The following is a 19,041-nucleotide window of genomic DNA, read 5'->3' on the forward strand; positions in this document are numbered from 1 at the left end:
GGAACACATGGCAGATCAACGCGCCACCAGGACGGCTGCGCCTTCGGTACCGGTGCCGGGACGGCGTCCGTTCGATGACGACCTGCTGGCCATGCTCGTCGCGGTCACCTCCGAACTGACCGTGGTGCGGGCGCGACAGGATGCGATGGAGCGGCTGCTGCACAAAGCCGGCGTTCTCGCCGCCGACGCCGTCGACAGCTTCACCCCCGATGACCCGGCCTCCGCGGCCCGCGCCGCCGAACGCCAGCGGGTCATCGCCAATGTGTTTCGCGCCGCGCGCGTCCGCGCCGAAGCCGAAGGAGAAAGCCTGTGATCACCAACGACGGTCTCAACAGCTTCCGCGATGCGGCCGGCGGCCATGCCATGCTGCCCGAACTGTCCCATGACGAACTCGCCGAGCAGATGTATGTCCGCGACCTCAAGATGTTCCTCGGCGGCGAGCTCGAGGCGACCCATCAGCGCGCCGCCTTCGCCATCCGCGATGCCGCCGCCGCCAGGGGCCAGAACGACACCTATGCGGCGGTGCGCGACGCGCTGTTCGATCGCTCCGGCTTCCAGACCTGGGTGTCGCTGCGCCGCGAGGCCCAGCACCATATGTGGCAGTCGGTCGGCCAGACCGCCGACCGCCAGCGCCAGCGGCTGAACGCGCTGGCCGCCATTCCCGACCCCCAGGGCTCGGTCACCGTCGATCCGGCGTTCGAGGCCCCGGCCTATCTCGCCAACGAGGACGTCCACCTGATGCCCGGCGGCTATACCGGGGACCGTGGAGAGGACGGCGTGCTGCAGGGCGCGGTCATCGATCTCGGCGGCGCCGTCTTCATGCGCGGCCTGAACGGCGGCCTGCTCAACGACCGACGCGGCCAGACCGCCATGTCGCACATCCTCGCCTGCTATCCCGATCTGGAGGTGCGCCGCATTCTGGAGCTCGGCTGCGGCATCGGCGCCAGTACCGTGCCGGCCGCCTGGGCGTTCCCGGAGGCCGAGGTTCATGGCATCGATGTTGGCGCCTCGATGCTCCGCTACGCCCATGCCCGCGCCGAGCATCTCGGCGCCCGCGTGCATTTCTCCCAGCAGAATGCCGAGCGCACACGCTTTCCGGACGGTCATTTCGATCTCGTCTACAGCTGCGTGACGCTGCACGAGACCTCGCAGGAGGCGGTGGTCAATATCCTCGCCGAAAGCCGCCGGCTGCTGCGGCCGGGCGGCGTTGCCGTCCATCTCGAAGTGCCGCTGCTCTATGGCGAGGACGATCTCTGGTCGGCGATGCAGGCCGAGCTGGAGGCCGACTACAACAATGAGCCGAACTGGCAGGGCGCGCTCACCGCCGACTATGCGGCGCTGATGCGCGCCGCCGGCTTCGAGACACCGCTGATCGGCTATCAGGATGCCGTTGCCGATGCCCGCAAGGACACGCGCCCCGGAGTGAGCAGCTTTTCCACCACCTCCAAGGGCCCGTTCCGGTCCTGGTTCATCGCCTCGGGCCGCGCCTGATGCTGAAGCCGCTGGCGCTGCTGCTCGGCTTCTGCGCCCTGGCGCTGGCCTCGCCGGCGCGGGCCGAGGGCCCCCAGCCGCCTGTGGCGGCAGCAGGGCAACGGACGCTGGCGGATCTGGTCAAGCAATACAGCCTGCCGGAATCGCGGTTCGTCGATGTCGACGGCGCCCGCGTCCATTATGTCGAGGAGGGCCAGGGTCCCGTCGTGCTGCTGCTGCACGGCTCCTATTATTCGCTGCGCGAATGGGGGGACTGGTCGAAGGCGCTCAGCCGCGATTTCCGCGTCATCCGCATGGACCGGCTGCGCTTCGGGTTGACCCAGGGCTTTCCCGATGGCGAGGTCGGCTATGCCCGCGAACAGGCGCTGGTGGAGGGGTTCGTCAAGGCGCTGGGGCTCAAGCAGTTCGGGCTGGCCGGCGCCTCGAGCGGCGGCATCGTCGCCGCCCAATATGCCGACCGCCATCCCGACCAGGTCCGCCGGCTCGTCCTGCTCAACTTCCCGCTCGGCCATGCACGCATCACCGGCAGCGAGGAACTCCGCGCCATGTCGCGCGAGAACAGCGCGCGCGGCTGGCAGTCGCCACGTTTTGCCGAACTGCAACTGCAGGACGCCCTTGTCGACCATCGCCACATCACCCCCGAGCTTGTCCAGCGAATGACCGACTTCGCCAATCGCGAAGACCCCGAGGGCAAGGCGCGCGGCGCCTTTGCCGCCGCCGCCCAGTTCGGCGAAGCCGAGCGGGCGCAGATGCTCGGGCGGCTGAAGATGCCGGTGCTGGTGATCTGGTCGGAGAACAACCGCACGCTGCCGGTCGAGGATGGCCGCGCCGCCTTCGCCGCGATCGGCTCCAGCCAGAAGCGCTTCAGCATCGCCCGCAACATCGGCCATGCCGCGCCGCTGGAAGGCGGGCCGGCCACCGCCCGCGCAGCGCGCACCTTCTTCCTGGGCGGCTGGCCCGCCGCCCGTTTCGCGGGGCAATGACGATGGGCATTCGGCTGATCATGCCTCTGGCCGCCGCCCTGCTGGCGGTCGTCGCCACTCCGGCGCTGGCGGTCGCCGCTACTCCGGCGCTTGCGCAGCCGGCCCCCGACAAGGCGCGCGGCAAGCTGCTGTTCCTGCAATGCGCGGCCTGTCACAGCGTCGCCAAGGGGGCGCCGCACAAGATCGGCCCCAATTTGCATGGCATCGTCGGCGCGCCGCCCGGCGAGCGCCTCGGCTTCCGCTATTCGGCGGCGCTGGCCGGCACCGGGCTGCCATGGACCGAGCAGCGGCTCGATGCCTTCATCGCCAGCCCGGCCAGGACGGTTCCGGGCACCAGGATGGCCTTCGGCGGCATCGCCGACCCGGCCAAGCGGCGGGACCTGCTCGCCTATCTGATGGAGGCCACGCGCTGATGGGCACCGAGGCGCCTTTCGACGTTGTCAGGCTCGACCGGCGGCGGTTCCTCATCGGCAGCGCCGGGCTCGCCGTCGCGGCCGTGGCCGGCGGCCAAGCCGCCTGGGCCGCCGGCACGCCCGGCGCCCTGGGCGCCTATGTCCAGCTGCTGCCGGACGGCCGGATCATCATCGTCACCCCCGGCGCCGAAATGGGCCAGGGCATCGCCAACAGCCTGCCCAAGATCATCGCCGAGGAGATGGATGCCGACTGGTCGCGCGTCGAGGTGCGGCTGTCCGGCGCCGATCCGGCCTTCCAGAGCCCGGTCAACAAGCGCCAGCGCAGCGCCAATTCGGACGGCATCACCAGCTATTACGAGGCGATGCGCACCGTCGGCGCCACGACCCGCGCCCTGCTGGTCGCCGCCGCCGCCGCGCGCTGGGGCGTCGACCCGGCGACGGTCGAGGCGCGGGACAGCCGGCTGACGCACCGGCCGACCGGCCGCACCCTGGCCTTCGGCGAGGTCGCCGAGGCCGCCGCCGCGCTGCCGGCCCCGTCCGCTGTTGCCCTGAAGGACCCGGCCAGCTTCCGGCTGATCGGCAAGGATCTCCCGCGCAAGGACATTCCCGCCAAGGTGCGCGGCACCGCGCTGTTCGGCATGGATGTCGACCTGCCGGGAATGCTGCGCGCCACGGTGCGCCATTCGCCGGTTGCGGGCGCCAAATTGCTGCCCGTCGATCCGGCGCCGGCCATGGCGGTCCCCGGCGTCGTCGCCGTGGTGCCGATCGACGACGAGGCGATCGGCGTCATCGCCCGCAGCTATTGGGCGGCGACCAGAGGCGCCGAGGCGCTGGTGCTCGAAGCCGCGCCCGGGCCGCGGCTGGGCAGCGACGACATCCGCCAGCGGCTGCGCGGCGCGCTCGATGCCAGCGACGGCGTGCTGCCCTTCCCGGTCGACTATACCCCGCCCAGCAGCTTCGACATGGGGGCGACCCCGGCCGAGATCGACGCCGCCATCGCCGGCGCCGCCCATCGCTTCGAGGTCGACTATGAAGTGCCGTTCCTCGCCCATGCCGCGCTGGAGCCGCTGTGCGGCACGGCGCTGCTGACCGCGGACGCCTGCGAGATGTGGCTGCCGAGCCAGGCGGCCGATGTCATCCCGCCGCTCATTGCCGGCATCGTCGGCCTGCCGGCGACGGCGATCAAGATCAACCGCACCCATCTCGGCGGCGGCTTCGGCCGCAAGAACGAGCGGGATTTTACCCGTCAGGTGGCGATTCTGGCCAAGGCCGTGCCGGGCCGCCCGGTGATGCTGATATGGCCACGTGATGAGGACATGCGGAACGACTATTATCGCCCGGCCTTCATCGCCCGCACCCGTGCCGGCGTCGCCGCCGATGGCCGCATCCTCGCCATGTCCAGCCGTATCGCCGGCCAGCCGATGACCTCGGGCGCGGCCTTCCGCGTCAAGGGCATGGCCGATGGCTCGGTCGCCGGCGGGCTGGTGCCGCGCACCTACCGGATCGACCGGCGGCGGATCGAGGCGGTGGAGATCGAGGCCCCGGTCAAGGCCGGCTTCTGGCGCTCGGTGTCGGGCTCGCAGAACGGCTTCTTCTCGGAATCGATGATCGACGAGATCGCGCTGAAGCTCGGCCGCGATCCCCTCGCCTATCGGCTGGAGATATTGCGCGACGATCCGCGCGGCACGGCGGTGCTGGAGGCGGTCGGCAAGCGCGCCAAATGGGGCACGCCGCTAGCCAGGGGACGCGGGCGCGGTGTCGCGTACAGCGCCGAATGGGGCACTCGGTGCGCGCTCGTCACGGAGGTCAGCGTCACCGGCCGCCGGCTGCGGGTCGAGCGCATCACCTGCGCCGTCGATCCCGGGCTGGCCATCGATCCGGACAATGTCATCGCCCAGATCGAGGGCGGCCTGTTGTTCGGCCTCTCCGCCGCGCTGGCCGGCGAGATCACCCTCAAGGACGGCGCCATCGAGCAATCGAGCTTCGCCGACTATCCGGTCGTGCTGATGGCCGGCACGCCGCCACTCGATGTCTTCCTCGTCCCCAGCACCGCCCGGCCCGGCGGCGTCGGCGAGGCGGGCGTCCCCGGCGTCGCCCCGGCGCTGTGCACAGCCATCCACGCCGCCACCGGCGAGCGCATCCGCCGGCTGCCGATAGCGGCCAACAACTTCGAGGTGATCTGATGCGCTGGGCCCTGCTGTTCCTCGCCGGCCTGCTGGCCGGTCCCGCCCTGGCCGCGCCGGCGACGTTCACCGACTGCGACGGCTGCGGCACGATGGTGACCATCCCCCCCGGCAGCTTCAAGATGGGCTTCCACGGCACGGTGGCAGACCGCTACGAAGGCCCCGTCCGCAGCATAACTTTCGCCTCACCTTTCGCCGTCGCCGAGCTGCCGGTCACCAACGCCCAGTTCGCCCGCTTCGTCGCCGAGACCGGCCACAAGACGCCCAAAAACTGCATTTTGGCGATGGACGGCACCTACAAGGCGGTGCCCGACGCCGACTGGCAGAACCCCGGCTACGGCCGCCCGGCCCGCGATGACGAGCCCGTCGTCTGCATCGGCTGGCACGATGCCGTCGCCTATGCGGAGTGGATGAAGGCGAAGACCGGCAAGCCCTACCGGCTGATGACCGAGGCCGAGTTCGAATATGTCGCCCGCGCCGGCGGCAACACTCTCTATCCCTGGGGCGACGACGCCGAGGGCGCCTGCAAGGTCACCAACATCCTCGATGCCTCGGCCAACCGCGCCTCGGGCGTCACTGGCGGGCCGCTGGCCTGCAACGACGGCTTCCCCGGCGTCGCCCCGGTCGGCCGCTTCCCGGCCAACGCCTATGGCATCAAGGACATCGTCGGCAACGCCTGGACATGGGTGCAGGACTGCTATGCCATGCCCTATCCCGCCGACATGCCGACCGACGGCAGCGCCCAGGAGAAGCACGGCTGCGACCGGCGCGGCGTGCGCGGCGCCGCCTGGGCGACCACCGCCAAATGGGCGCGCACCACCTTCCGCGGCCGCGATCCCGTCGACCGCATCAGCCAGCTGTTCGGCGTGCGACTGGCCCGCGACCTGCCATGACCGTCTCGCTGACCATCAACGGCCGCAAGCGGTCGATCGAGGCCGAGGCCGACATGCCGCTGCTCTGGGCGCTGCGCGACGACGCCGGTCTGAAGGGCACCAAGTTCGGCTGCGGCGTCGGCGTCTGCGGCGCCTGCACGGTGCTGGTGGACGGCGTCGCCATCCGCAGCTGCTCGGTATCGGTCGGCGATGTCGGCACCGCCCGGATCGTCACCATCGAGGGCCTGGCCGGGGACGGCGACCATCCGCTGCAAAAGGCCTGGATCGCCGAACAGGTGCCCCAGTGCGGCTATTGCCAGCCCGGCATGATCATGGCCGCAGCCGCGCTGATCGCCGAGACCCCCCGCCCGTCCGACACCGACATCAACGAGCAGATCACCAATGTCTGCCGCTGCGGCACCTACCCGCGTATCCGCCGCGCCATCCACCGCGCCGCCGCCGAAATGGCCAAGATGCCCGGATCGGCCAGCGCATGATCCTCGCCCGCCGCTCGGTCCTCGCCGGCCTCGCGCTCGCCGCCGCCACCGGCGCCCGAGCCCAGGCCGCCCGCGCCTATGACACCATCGTCATCGGCGCCGGGCTGAGCGGGCTGCGCACGGCGATGATGCTCGCCGAGGAAGGCCAGCGCGTCCTGATCCTCGAGGCCAGCCGCCGCATCGGCGGCCGCATCTTTACCCTCGACGCCCTGCCCGGCCACCCCGAGGCCGGCGCCAATAGCTTGCTCTCCGGCTATGGCCGCGCGCTCGATCTCTGCGCCACCCTCGGCCTGCCGCTGATCGACGTCAGCCCCCGCGCCAAGCTGGCCCGCACCGACCTCGTCATCGGCGGCGAGCGCATCACCATGGCGGACTGGAAGACCTCGCCGCGCAATCCCCTGCCCGAGGCGTGGCGCGCGCTGCCCCCCGCCGCCGTGCCGCTGACCATCGCCGGCAAGACCGCGACGCTCGAAGGCGAGGACTGGTGCGACCCGGCCAACGCCCCGCTCGACATCGGCATGGACAAGGCCCTGCAGCGGGCCGGCCTGTCCCCGGCGGCGATCGACCTCGCCTACAACACCAACCCTGGCTATGGCCGCGACGCCTCCGAGGTCAGCCTGCTCAACCTGCTGTTCGTCTCGAGCTTCTTCGCTACCCAGACCGCGTCCGGCGGCAAGGACCATGTCGTCACCGGCGGCAACCAGCGGCTGCCCGAGGCCATCGCCCGGACCATGAAGGCCGAGCTGCGCCTCGACACGCCGGTCGCCGCGGTGACGCAGGACAGCGCCGGCGTCGAGGTTCGCACCGCTGGTGGCGAGCGCCTGCGCGCCGCCCGTGTCGTCTGCGCCGTGCCGCTCGGCCCGCTCGGCCGCATCGCCTTCGATCCGCCGCTGCCGCCGCTCCATGCCGAGGCCGCGCGCAGCGTGCCCTATATGGCGATCCGCCAGGCGCATATCGTCGCCGATACGCCGTTCTGGACCGCCGACGCCCCTCCCGCCAGTCTGTGGACCGACCAGCCGGTCGGCACGTTGGCCGCCAATCGCGGCGGCGCCACCGACGCCGAGATCACCAGCTTCACCGCCTGGTCGCGCGGTGCGCTGGCCGAGACGCTCGATGCCATGCCCGGCGAAGATGCCTCCCGCCAGATCCTCGACGGCATCGCCCGGGCCTGGCCGGCGTCGCGCGGCCGGCTGCGCGTTGCCGCCACCCATAGCTGGAAGACCGGCCCCTGGCAGGGCGGCGCCTGGGCGGTGTGGAAGCCCGGCCAGGCCAGCCGGCTGCCGCGCTCGGTCGGCGCCGTCCACGGCCGTGTGCATTTCTGCGGCGAGCATAGCGCCCTGTCGGCGCGGGGCATGGAAGGCGCGCTCGAGTCGGCGGAGCGCGTCGCCGTCGAGATATTGTTGGCATAGCGGGGGCGAGCGAAAAGCGGATGGCAAGCACGGCACTTCCTGAAAGCGGCTCCCGGCTTCCGGCCGGGGACAAGCCGCTGTCGCTCGGCCTCAGCCTCGGCTTCGGCGTCGGCACCATCGGCGTGTCGATCATGCTCAACACCGTCACCACCTATTTCCCGGCGATGATGTCGACGGTGCTCGGCCAGTCGACGGCCATCGCCGGCGTGCTGCTGACGCTGTCCAAGCTCTACGACATCCTTGCCGACATATTGATCGGCACCCTGAGCGACCGCTCGCAATCGAAGCTCGGCCGCCGCCGGCCGTTCCTGGCCATCGGCGGCATCGTCTCGGCGGCGTCGTTCATGATGATCTTCATGCCGCCGGTGCTCGGCGACACGGCGCTGATCGCCTATATGGCGGTGGCGCTGATCCTGTATTCGACCGGCTATTCGCTGTTCAACGTCCCCTATCTGGCGATTCCCGCCGACATCAGCGACGACCCGCATGTCCGCGCCGGGCTGTTCTCCTTCCGCACCGCCTTTGTGGCGGTCGGCCAGCTGATCGCACTCGGCGGCGCCGCCGCGCTGATCGCCCAGGGCGGCGGCGATGCCGGCGGCTACCGGACGATGGGCATGGTGCTGGCGGCGGCGATCCTGGCGGCGATGCTCGGCTGCTTCTTCGGCACCGCATCGGCGCGCTGGGCGCCGCCCCGGCCGCGGGACCAGGCTCGCGTGCCCTTCCGCCAGACCGTGCGGATGCTGTGGGAAACCAAGCCGCTGGTCTGGTTGATCTCGGCCAAGATCCTGCAATATCTGTCGCTGGCCAGCGGCATCAGCACCAATCTGCTGTTCAAGCTCAACGTGCTGCAGATCGGCTATTCCGGGCAGGCGCAGTTCAGCGTGGTTTCCAACGTCTTCACCGCGCTGTCGATGCCGGTCTGGCTGCGGCTGGCCCGCCACTACGGCAAGAAGCGCTGCTACATGGCCGCCACCTTCCTCTATGCCTGTTCGACGCTGGTGTGGCTGTTCACCGGCTCGGGCATATCGAATCCGACCCTGTGGGCGATCGGCGCGGCAATGGGCGCCTTTTCGGGCGGCATGATCCTGCTCGGCCTCGCCATGCTATCGGACACCATGGCCTATGACCGGGCCCGCACCGGCCTGCGCCGCGAGGGCCTGTTCTCCAGCGTCTATGCGATCGTCGAAAAGGGCGCCTTTGCCATCGGCGCGCTGCTGGTCGGCTGGGCGCTCAGCCTCGCCGGCTATGTCCCCACCACCGGCGGCCGGCTCACCGACCAGCCGGCCAATGCAATTATTTCACTATACGCCACCAATACTGTTGTTCCTGCGTTTTTCCTGTTGCTTAGCATTTTCGCCATAAGTCGATACCAAATCGACGATAGAAAAACTGCCGTCGGGGCCGCATCTCGTTCTTGACGGGATCTTTCAACAACAACAGAGGGGTTAGAAAAATGACAAACTATCCTTGGAAATATGGGGCGGCATCGCTGGCCATCGTCATGGCGATGCCGGCCTTTGCCCAAACGGCGACGGCGGCCGGCGCCGCCAGCGATGACATGATCATCGTGACGGCCAGAAAGCGCGCCGAAGACATTCAGACCGTGCCGATCGCCATCGAAAGCTACACCGCCCAGGCACTGACCGAGCGCAACATCAACACCTTGGCCGATCTCAGCAACAACACCCCGGGCCTGGCCATCAACAGCATCGCTGGCGGCGCGCTGGTGACGATCTACATCCGCGGCCAAGCGCCGGCGAACACCAACAACGACCTCAACACCGAGGCCAATGTCGGCGTGTTCATCGACGGCATCTACCAGACCAGCCGCAACACCGTCGACATCATCTCGGTGCTCGATGTCGGCCAGCTCGATGTCGTCAAGGGCCCGCAGTCGGCGCTCTATGGCCGCTCCACCTTCGCCGGTGCGCTCGGCATTTTCACGCCGGCGCCGTCCGGCGAGCTTTCCGGTCGCATCGAAGGCACGGTCGGCACCAATGAGGATTACCGGGTACGCGGCAGCATTTCCGGCCCGCTGATCAAGGACAAATTGAACGCGCGGCTGAGCGCCGGCTATCTGCATTTCGGCGGGACGGCCGAGAACAAGCTCGGCGAGAATACTGGCGGCTACAAGAAATACGCCATCAGCGGCTCGCTGGAAGCCTTTCTCACCGACAGGCTGACCGCCCGCCTCAACGCCTTTGCCACCCATTCGGAAAGCGAAGTCGGCGGCATCCGGTTGGTCAAGCCCTCCGAAAACAACTGCGGTGCCACGGAATCCGTGACACAGTTCAAGGTGCTGCGTTGCGGCCCGCTGCAGACCGACCGGGTGATCAACGTCAGCCCGGATATTCCCGACACCACTTTCAGCAGCCAGCAGGTCTCGCTCGATCTGAACTATGAGGCCGATGCCTTCACGCTGGTCAGCGTGTCCGGCCTGACCTGGGCCAAGAACCGCACCTACAACGACTATGATGGCACCGGCGACGGCGAACTCATGGGCGTGTGCACGATTGCCGGCAGTGTCACCTGCGGCACCGGAAACCAGCCCTATAATCGAACCGTCCGCGTCAACATCCACACCTCGGCTCGCGAACAGGTGCAGACCTTCAGCCAGGAGCTGCGCATCCAGTCACCGGAAAGCAGCAAGTTCCAGTGGATGCTGGGCGGCTTCTATTTCAATTCCCGTATTCTGGACAGCTATAACCCGGGTGTCGATTCGCATATCATCGGTGGCCAGCTGCTGAACAGCAATGAGCGGATCGTCCAGATTTATCAGGGCCTTACTCCGCCGGGCACCGGTCCGATCGACGGCACGATCGCCGGTTTCCCGATCACGGCGCCCAACGTCTATCTGGCAACCAGCCGCGTCGAGGCGCGCACCCGGACGAGTTCGATCTTCGGCTCGCTCGGCTATGACTTCGGCCAGGTCCGCGTGTCTGCCGAAGCGCGCTACAATATCGACGACAAGGTAAGCCAGGCCTTCCTGCCGGTCGGGGGCGTGGCGCAGAATATCGAGCTTGCCAATGCCAAGACCCTGTTTCCGGTGCTCGGCAACCGGGGGGCGAACAAGTTCAAGAGCTTCACGCCGCGCTTCTCGATCGACTATCGTCCGACCAATGAGATCTTCCTCTATGCCACCGCTGCCAAGGGCGTCCGTTCGGGCGGGTTCAACAACCAGACGGCGGCTAATGCCGTGCTGCCGGAAGAGCTGGCCTATGATGAAGAGAAGAACTGGACGTACGAGGTCGGCCTGAAATCGAATTGGCTCGACAATCGCTTGCAGGTCAATCTTTCGGCCTTCCGGGTCGACTGGTCGGACATGCAGATCAGCGTGTTCACCGCCAATCCGCTGGCACCGCCACCGGCTGTCGTGATCATCGACAATGCTGGCCGCTATCGGGTCGAGGGTGTCGAAGGCAATATCGAAGTCCGGCCGACCGACATGTTCGGGTTCGGCGGCTCGTTCAACTTCTCCAACCCGCGCTTCCTGGCCGGATCCTATGATACGACCCGGCGGACCGCGTGCATCGTCGCCGGTGTGGCGCTGCCGCCCTGCGTCGCCGCGACCATCCAGGTTCCCGGCGGCACTGCGGTTGTCCCTGACCTTACCGGCAAGCGGACACCGCGTTCGGTGCGGACATCGTGGAACCTGCATGCCACGGCCAACATCCCGCTCGGCAATGATTGGCAAGCAACCGGCCGGGTCGATGTGAACTACACCGGCGATGCGTTTGTCGATCTGGTCAACTCCAGCTTCATCCCGTCGCGGACGCTGACCAACCTGCGGTTCGGATTCAACAACGACAAGTACAGCATCGCGGTGTTCGCCACGAACGTGTTCGACAAGATCTATGTCCAGAACGCGATCGTGCAGCCGCGTGCCAATTTGCCGTTCCTGATCCGCGTGCCGGAAGCGATCCAGGGCGAGCGTCGCCGGATCGGCGTGACCGCGGCCGCGCGGTTCTGATGCACTGACGGGAGCAGGCCCATGCAGCCAGACAGGAGACAATTCCTTGGCGGCATGGGCCTGGCCTTTGCGATGCCGGCGGCGGCGGCTTCGGCCCCGCCGCCGGCCTTTGCGCCCCTGGTTCCGGACGGGCGGCTGCCGGTCAACCGGGAGCGCGCCACGAGGCTGATGCGCGAGGCGGGCATCGATGCGCTGGTCGGTGTCAGCCCGGCCAACAGCTTTTACGCCACCAATTTCCGCAGCCTGCTGGCCGAGATGGGGCTGCCGATGGCGGTTGCCGGCATCATCCCGGCCGATCCGGTCAAGCCGGTTTTCGCCGTGCTGCCCAGCCTCGACATCCGCCGCGCCGCCGCCTCTTCGCGGGAATGGCCGGCGCTGATTGCCTATACCGCGATCAGGGACGCCGACCGCTACGCCACCGCCGCCGACTATGCCGATGCCCAGCCCCGGGTCATGCCCGGCTGGCCCGCCAACGGTGCGCTGACGCCGCGCGAAGCCCTGTGGGACCAGACCGAGAAGGCCCGCCCGCTGGCCGTGGCCGGCAGCGTCGAGCTGGGCGTCGCGCGGGCGCTGAGCGAGCTGGGGCTGGCGGGCGGGACCGTCGCCATCGATGAGCCCGGCCTTGCCGCGATGCTGCCGCATGTCGGGATGGGAGCCGTCAAGCTTCGGCCCGGCGACAACTTCTTCCTCCGCCTCCGCCAGATCAAATCCGCCGTCGAGATCGACCGGATGCGCGCCGTTGCCCGGCTCAACGACGGGGCCGCGATGGCGATGATCGCCCAGCTACGGCCGGGCATGACCCATGCCGATATTGAGGCGCTGTTCTTCGCCGAGGTGGTGCGGCGCGGCGGCCGGCCGGAGTTCGTCGTCGCCGGGATGACCGCCGGGCTCCGCAGCGAGCGGCTGGTGGCGCATGAGCCGTTCATGGTCGATTGCTGCGGCAATTTTGACGGCTATAGCGGCGACTATGCCCGCACCATTGTCCTCGGCACGCCGCCCACGTTGCTCATCAACCGCTCGAAGCGGCTGAGCGCCATCGCCCGGGCGCTGACCGCCGAGCTTCGCCCCGGCATGCGATATTCGGACATTTCGGCGCGCGGCCAGGCGATTGCCAAGGCCATGGGCGCCGACTGCGTGATCGGCGTTGGCCCGCACAGCGTCGGCCTCACGCACAGCGACGATCCCTGGCGCGACGACCTGCCCTTCAAGGCGCGGCTCGATGTGACGATGGAGCCGGGCATGGTCATCACCATCGACATGCCGACCCTCGAGCCCGGCTGGGGCTCGATGCACTTCGAAAGCCTGATCGTCATCAACAAGGATGGCGCCGAATGGCTGGGCCGCGATGACGATGTGCTGCACGAGGTGACGGTCTAGAAACCCCATGCTATCACGGCCGCACATGGTCGCGTCGCGTTCAGCAAAGCTGCCCCGGATGGGGGCGATGTTCACGCCGCAGACGCCGCGCGGCAAGCGCCGGTTGCGCATCGTCCGCAATGCCATGCTGGGCCTGCTGCTGGCCGTCTTTGCCGTCTGGCTGATCCTGTTCATCACCAAGGGGCGCTTCCTCAAGGGGCCGTTCGAGAGCATTTCCGGGTCTATTTCGGACCGGAACGTGACCGTAACCGGCGATTTCCAGCTCTATTTCGCGCCTTTTTCGATCAAGTTCGTCGCCGAAGGGCTGACGATCTCGAACCCCGAATGGACGACGCAGCCCAATCTGTTCGCCGCCGAGCGTGTCGACGCGACCATCGCCCCGCTGTCGCTGCTGTTCGGCCGCCAGCGATTCTACAGCCTGACGCTGGAGGGCGGACAGCTCGATCTCGAATGGGACGCTGCCCATGTCGCCAACAGCTGGACGTTCGGCGGCGAGGGCGAACCGTTCGAACTGCCGGTCATCGACCGCGCCCGGCTGCGCGGTACCCAGGTGCGCTACCGCGATCCGCAGCTGGAATTCCTCGCCGACCTGACCTTCGCTACGGTCGAATCGCAGCAGGCGCGGATCGAGGACGAGCTGCGCTTCACCGGCAACGGGCGGCTGCGCCAGACCGATTTCACCCTGCGCGGCGCGCTGCTCAGCCCCAACGAGACGGTGGCGCGCGGCGAGAACCGGCTCGTCGTCCAGGCCGATGCCGGCCGCGACCGGATCGACATCACCGGCACGCTGCCCAGCCTGGCCGATGTCGAGAATGTGCCGCTGGCCGTCGCCGCCAAGGGTCGCAACGCCGCCGAGCTGCTCGGCATCATCGGCATCGTCATCCCGGATACGCGCCGCTATGCGCTCACTGCCCAGCTGATCAAGCGGGGCATGGCCTGGGGCTTCACCGGGATGAAGGGCCGCTTCGGCGACAGCGACATCCGCGGCCGCTTCACCATCGAGACCGGCCGGCCCCGCGTCCATATCGATGCCGATCTGGCCACTACGACGCTCGATATCGTCGATGTGGCGCCGTTCATCGGCTATAATCCCGATCTGGTGGCGACAAGCGGTTTCGAGGCCGCAGCCGCCCAGACCGGCGCCGGGCCGAAGCGGCTGCTGCCTGACGCCACGCTGCGCGCCGAGGGCCTGCGGATCTTCGATGCCGATGTCCGTTACAAGGTCGCCAAGGTCCGCTCGGACAGCATTCCGGTGTCCGATGTCGCTGTCACCGTCGCGCTCGATGACGGGCTGCTGACGCTGTCGCCGTTCGCCTTCACCATGGCGCGCGGCAAGGTGGAGGCCGACATTGCCATCGACTGGCGCCGCATGCCGGCGCGGACCCGCTATGACATACGCCTTGGCACGACGCCGATGGCGCAGCTGCTGGCCGGCTTCGGCGCCGTCGAGGCCGGCACCAGCGGCGTCGTCCGGGGGCGGATGGAGCTGGTCGGCGACGGCGACACGCTGCACGCCTCGCTCGGCACCTCGCGCGGCCGCATTGCCTTCATCATCCCCAAGGGCACCTTCTGGACGCGCAACATCGAGCTGTCCGAGCTGGATATCGGCACCTTCGTCCAGAAGATGTTCCAGGACCAGCTGAAAGAGCCGGTGCAGATCAATTGCGGGCTGGTCGCCTTTACGGTGCGCAAGGGCGTGGCGGCGACCGATCCGATCCTCATCGATACCAACAAGAATGTCATCCTCGGCCGCGGCGGCTTCAGCTTCGACAGCGAGCAGCTGGACCTTGCCTTCAAGGCGGATGCCAAGAAGTTCAGCCTGTTCTCCGGTCAGTCGCCGGTGGCGCTGAAGGGTAATTTCGTCGCCCCCGGTCTGGTGGTGATCACGCCGGAGCTGCTGGGCCGCGCCGGGGTGGCCGTCGGGCTGGCGGTGGTGGCGACGCCGCTGGCGGCCGTGCTGTCCTTCGTCGATATCGGCGATGCCAAGGCTGCTGCCTGCGGGCCGGTGCTCAGCGGTGCCACCGCCACCGAGCAGCGCACCACCGGCGGCAAGCCCCGCAAGGACGTCGGCGACGGAACCCTATAAGCCGAGCGCGCCGGGGTTCATCAGCCCGGCGGGATCGACCCGCGCCTTGATATCCCGCAGCATCTGCTCGGCCGCCGCATCGCGCTCCCGCAGCCAGGGATAGAGCTTGCCGATCTGGAGGTGGACGCCGCCATGGTCGAAGGCGATGTCGATCATCAACTGGCGCAGCGTTACCGCCAGCGCCCGCGCCGCCGGATCGGCGGGCCGGTGCTGCGCCGGCGCCAGCACCGCTGCCGCGCTGTGGCGGCGATGGAATGCATCGGCGGCATCATCCCAGGCGATCACCGGTTCATAGAGAAAGCCGGTGGTGCCGATGGTGGAGAACACCGGCGTTACGGTCATGTTGCTGGCCGCCATTGCGGCGCGATGCGGCGCCACCGCCGCCTCGAACGCCCGGTGGAAGGCCATCACCTGCGAGTGCGGCAGCACGGTGCTTGGCGGCAGCTGGCGCTGGCCGCTCGGCGACAGCATGTCATAGGCGAGGAAGGGGTCGGCCCGCAGCATAGTGGGCACGGTGTTGGCGATCTCGATGCCGTGCCCGCCGACCGCCTGCCGCACCGCCTCCGCCTGGCCGGCGACCATCGCCTCGTTCAGCCCCTCGACGATATAGTGGAAGGTGAAATCGGCCGCCTCCAAAAAGCGCCGGCCGGCCATCGCCGCCTGCGCCATCCGCTTCAGCCCGGTGACGATCCCCGGCGCGGCGCGACCGATCTTGCCCAGCGCCTTAAGGTCGGCGAGCAGCGAGGGCGGGCCGGAGGCGGCCGCGGCGCGCGCCGCGAACATGCCCAGCGCCTCGGACACCACGCCCAGCCGCGCCACCGCCGAGGCGGCCTCGATCCCGGCCTCTAGCGACGCGAAGCCGAACGACAGGCCGAGCGCGTGTGCCGGCCGGCTGATCAGGCGCAGGGTGACAGCAGTTTTGACGCCGAGCGCGCCGCAGTCGCTGCAGAAGATCCCGGTCAGGTCCGGCCCATAGTTGCGGAAGAAGGGCGGGTGGCCGGGCTGGCCGGAGGCGCCGGTCCGCACGCGCGTGCCATCGGCGACGATAATCTCCAGATCGAGGACGGTTTCCGAGGACACGCCGTAGCGGGCCGAGCCCCAGCTGATCGAGCCCTGCGAGATCGACCCGCCGACCGTTGCGTTGCGCCCCGAGAACGGTCCCCAGAAGGCGGTGCGCAGGCCCAGCGGCGCGAGTGCGATATCGAGCGCCGCCCAGGTGCAGCCGGGCTCGACGGTGACGTACATGTCGGTGGCGTTGATCTCGACGATCCGGTCCAGCCCGCGCAGATCAAGGGTGATGCCGGGCCGGGTCGGCAGATAGCCGTCGGTATAGGAATAGCCGCCGCCGCGCGGGAAGATCGCCAGCCCCTGCCCGGTCGCCGCGCCGATGACGCGGGCGAGCTGGTCCGTGGTCTGCGGACGGACGACGGCGAGCGTCGGCAGGCCGGCGCGGAAATAATCCTGGGAGAAATATTCGACCTCCCCGGCGTCCTCGATCACGCCATCACGTCCGACGACCGCGACCAGCGCCTCGATCGCCAGCAACTGCCGGTCGTCCGTATCTGCCATGTCCGCGTTCCATCCCCCTGCGCCTGCCATTATCAGCCATGGCCGCGCCCGGCCTGTCAACGAGCCAGGATGTCCCGGCCGGCTGGACATCGGCGGCGTTTGCCGGAATATCGAGGCATCGGCGCAGGCCATGGGGGAGACTGACATGTTGAAGGGCGGGATCGCCGTGATCACCGGCAGTTCGTCGGGAATTGGCGCCGGGGTGGCGGTGGCCTTTGCGCGCCACGGCGCCGGCGGCATCGTCATCAACTATCCGACCGAATCCGAGGCCGGGCAGGCCGGCGCCGTGGTGGCGGCGGTCGAGGCCGAGGGCGGCGCCGCCATCGCCGTCCAGGCCGATGTGGCGGCGGAAGACGGCGCGACGGCGCTGGTGGCGGCGGCCGAGGACCGGTTCGGCCGCATCGACATTCTCGTCAACAATGCCGGGATCGCTCATACGGCCCCGGTGGAAGCCATGCCGGTCGATATCTGGGACCGGGTGCTTGCCGTGCATCTGCGCAGCACCTTCCTGATGACCCGGCTGGTGCTGCCCGGCATGTATGCGCGCGACGCCGGGCGGATCATCAACACCGCGTCGCAGCTGGCCTACAAGGGCGCGCCCGGCCTGTCGGCCTATACCGCGGCCAAGGGCGCCATGCTGTCCTTCACCCGCTCACTGGCGCTGGAGATCGGCACGCGCGGCGTCCGGGCCAATTGCGTGGCACCGGGCGCGACCCGGACGGCGATCCTCGACAGCGTCGACGCCGAAGTGCTCGAGGCCGTCCGCGCCGCGATCCCGACCGGGCGGATCGCCGAGGTTGCCGACATCGTGCCGGCCTATGTGTTCCTGGCGTCTGACGGCGGCCGGCATTTCCAGGGCCAGTGCCTGAGCCCAAACGGCGGCGACCAGTTCCTCTAGGTCGTGAACAGCGCCATCTGGCTGGAGCCGCCGAGGCGGGGGTGCTGGCCGGCGATATCGGTGCAGGCAATGGCATAGCCATGGCGCGCCGCCACCGCCTCGGCCCAGCGCCGGAACCGCGCCCGGTCCCATTCGAAACGGTGGCCGGGATGGCGAAAGCGGTGCGGCGGCACGCCAAGCAGGCCGTTGAATTCGGCATTGGGCGTGGTGATCACGATCGTTGGCGGGCGCATCCGGGTGAACAGCGCCCGCTCGAGCGCCGACAGTTCAGCGGGCTCCAGATGCTCGATGGTCTCGATCAGCGCCGCGCAGTCATAGCCGTCGAGGCCGGTGCCATCGGTCATCGAGCCGTGCAGTATCTCGACCGGCGTGTTCGATCCCAGACGGCCGAGACGCAGCCGCAGCCGGGCCAGTGCCTCGGCCGAGACATCGACGCCCGCCAGCCGCTCGATCCGCGGGGAGACGGCGAGCCGGCACAGCAGGTCCCCGTCCCCGCAACCGAGATCGGCCACCGATGTGGCGCCGCACGCCTCGATCGCCGCCATTGCCGCATCCAGGCGCTGCTCGTGCCACCAGCTTGTCACGGGCGGTTTGATTGTGGCGCACGGCTGTGCGAAGGTGATAGCCATTTCATAGATATCAAAGAGTTATTCGATATGAGGGGTTGTCGGCCAGACAATTTTGCCGGGCCGGCGGGACCGGCATGATCGAGACCCTCGCGGCCTTTGTCGAGGCGCATAGTGCCGGCATCGGCCTGCTGGTGCTGGTGCTGCTGTTCGCCGCCTTCATCAGCGAGCGTTTTCCGCCCGTTGTTGTGGGCGTGACCGGGGTCGCCGTGGTGATGGCGCTGGGCTTCGCATCGGTGGCCGATGTGCGCGCGGTGTTCTCCAATGCGGCACCGGTCGCCATTGCGGCGCTGTTCGTACTGTCGGGCGCGCTGGTCCGCACCGGGGTCATCGAGGCGGTGATGGGCGTGCTGGTGCGGCGTGCCGACCAGCGGCCGAAGCGGGTGCTGGCCGAGGTGTTCGGCGGCGCGCTGCTGACCGCCGGCGTCGTCAACAACACGCCGGTGGTGATGGTGCTGATCCCGGTCGTGCAGCGGCTGAGCCGGGTGCTGGGGGTGGCGGCGACTCGGCTGCTGATCCCGCTGTCCTATCTTGCCATCCTCGGCGGCACGCTGACGCTGGTCGGCACCTCGACCAACCTGCTGGTCGATGGCGTGGCCCGCAGCCTCGGCGAGCCGGCGTTCGGCATCTTCGAGATCAGCGGCGTCGGGCTGGCCACCGCGCTGGC

16 protein-coding genes are annotated in these 19,041 nt (G+C 68.8%); 14 read left to right on the forward strand and 2 right to left on the reverse strand.

Annotated features, from left to right (window positions below; all coding sequences use genetic code 11):
• The first annotated feature begins 7 nt into the window (after positions 1-7).
• From ACTIFJ_RS07895 to ACTIFJ_RS07950, 12 genes are read left to right on the forward strand one after another with little or no spacing between them, the layout of a single operon-like run.
• Positions 8-313, forward strand: a complete 306-nt coding sequence (locus tag ACTIFJ_RS07895; RefSeq protein WP_439533552.1) for a hypothetical protein — start codon at positions 8-10, stop codon at positions 311-313.
• Positions 310-1,491 (forward strand): class I SAM-dependent methyltransferase, encoded by a 1,182-nt coding sequence (locus ACTIFJ_RS07900; protein WP_439533553.1) that lies wholly within the window; start codon positions 310-312, stop codon positions 1,489-1,491. Before ACTIFJ_RS07895 ends, ACTIFJ_RS07900 begins: the two co-directional genes overlap by 4 nt.
• Positions 1,491-2,474, forward strand: coding sequence for an alpha/beta fold hydrolase (locus tag ACTIFJ_RS07905; protein WP_439533554.1), 984 nt, complete (start codon positions 1,491-1,493; stop codon positions 2,472-2,474). Before ACTIFJ_RS07900 ends, ACTIFJ_RS07905 begins: the two co-directional genes overlap by 1 nt.
• Positions 2,471-2,887, forward strand: coding sequence for a c-type cytochrome (locus ACTIFJ_RS07910; protein WP_439533555.1), 417 nt, complete (start codon positions 2,471-2,473; stop codon positions 2,885-2,887). The genes ACTIFJ_RS07905 and ACTIFJ_RS07910 overlap by 4 nt, the downstream gene beginning before the upstream one ends.
• Entirely contained in the window at positions 2,887-5,070 is a 2,184-nt protein-coding gene (locus ACTIFJ_RS07915) for a molybdopterin cofactor-binding domain-containing protein (RefSeq protein ID WP_439533556.1), read from the forward strand. Before ACTIFJ_RS07910 ends, ACTIFJ_RS07915 begins: the two co-directional genes overlap by 1 nt.
• Positions 5,070-5,963: a formylglycine-generating enzyme family protein gene (locus tag ACTIFJ_RS07920; RefSeq protein ID WP_439533557.1), complete on the forward strand. Its 894-nt coding sequence runs from the start codon at positions 5,070-5,072 to the stop codon at positions 5,961-5,963. The genes ACTIFJ_RS07915 and ACTIFJ_RS07920 overlap by 1 nt, the downstream gene beginning before the upstream one ends.
• The gene (locus ACTIFJ_RS07925) at positions 5,960-6,439 is read left to right on the forward strand and encodes a (2Fe-2S)-binding protein (protein WP_439533558.1); all 480 of its coding nucleotides are present in this window, start codon (positions 5,960-5,962) and stop codon (positions 6,437-6,439) included. The genes ACTIFJ_RS07920 and ACTIFJ_RS07925 overlap by 4 nt, the downstream gene beginning before the upstream one ends.
• A complete protein-coding gene (locus tag ACTIFJ_RS07930) occupies positions 6,436-7,848 on the forward strand; it encodes a flavin monoamine oxidase family protein (protein ID WP_439533559.1) in 1,413 nt (470 codons plus the stop codon). Before ACTIFJ_RS07925 ends, ACTIFJ_RS07930 begins: the two co-directional genes overlap by 4 nt.
• A 20-nt stretch (positions 7,849-7,868) precedes the next feature.
• The gene (locus ACTIFJ_RS07935; RefSeq protein ID WP_439533560.1) at positions 7,869-9,266 is read left to right on the forward strand and encodes an MFS transporter; all 1,398 of its coding nucleotides are present in this window, start codon (positions 7,869-7,871) and stop codon (positions 9,264-9,266) included.
• A 35-nt stretch (positions 9,267-9,301) separates the two neighbouring features.
• Positions 9,302-11,818 (forward strand): TonB-dependent receptor, encoded by a 2,517-nt coding sequence (locus ACTIFJ_RS07940; protein WP_439533561.1) that lies wholly within the window; start codon positions 9,302-9,304, stop codon positions 11,816-11,818.
• A gap of 21 nt (positions 11,819-11,839) precedes the next feature.
• The gene (locus ACTIFJ_RS07945) at positions 11,840-13,195 is read left to right on the forward strand and encodes a M24 family metallopeptidase (protein WP_439533562.1); all 1,356 of its coding nucleotides are present in this window, start codon (positions 11,840-11,842) and stop codon (positions 13,193-13,195) included.
• A gap of 25 nt (positions 13,196-13,220) precedes the next feature.
• Positions 13,221-15,281 (forward strand): AsmA family protein, encoded by a 2,061-nt coding sequence (locus tag ACTIFJ_RS07950; RefSeq protein WP_439533563.1) that lies wholly within the window; start codon positions 13,221-13,223, stop codon positions 15,279-15,281.
• Here ACTIFJ_RS07950 and ACTIFJ_RS07955 read toward each other — a convergent pair.
• The gene (locus tag ACTIFJ_RS07955) at positions 15,276-16,850 is read right to left on the reverse strand and encodes an FAD-binding oxidoreductase (RefSeq protein WP_439533564.1); all 1,575 of its coding nucleotides are present in this window, start codon (positions 16,848-16,850) and stop codon (positions 15,276-15,278) included. The two genes, ACTIFJ_RS07950 and ACTIFJ_RS07955, sit on opposite strands and share 6 nt — an antisense overlap.
• Positions 16,851-16,995: 145 nt before the next feature.
• Here ACTIFJ_RS07955 and ACTIFJ_RS07960 point away from each other — a divergent pair, with 145 nt between their 5' ends.
• Positions 16,996-17,748 (forward strand): SDR family NAD(P)-dependent oxidoreductase, encoded by a 753-nt coding sequence (locus ACTIFJ_RS07960; protein ID WP_439533565.1) that lies wholly within the window; start codon positions 16,996-16,998, stop codon positions 17,746-17,748.
• Here the strand turns inward: ACTIFJ_RS07960 and ACTIFJ_RS07965 are convergent.
• A complete protein-coding gene (locus ACTIFJ_RS07965; RefSeq protein WP_439533566.1) occupies positions 17,745-18,332 on the reverse strand; it encodes a methyltransferase domain-containing protein in 588 nt (195 codons plus the stop codon). The genes ACTIFJ_RS07960 and ACTIFJ_RS07965 overlap by 4 nt on opposite strands.
• Positions 18,333-18,451: 119 nt before the next feature.
• On the opposite strand from ACTIFJ_RS07965, the gene ACTIFJ_RS07970 reads away from it, so the two are divergent.
• On the forward strand, positions 18,452-19,041 hold a 590-nt coding region (locus ACTIFJ_RS07970), incomplete at its 3' end, for an SLC13 family permease (RefSeq protein ID WP_439533567.1).

The sequence above is a fragment of the Polymorphobacter sp. genome (assembly GCF_051860865.1).
Classification (GTDB): Bacteria; Pseudomonadota; Alphaproteobacteria; order Sphingomonadales; family Sphingomonadaceae; genus Sandarakinorhabdus.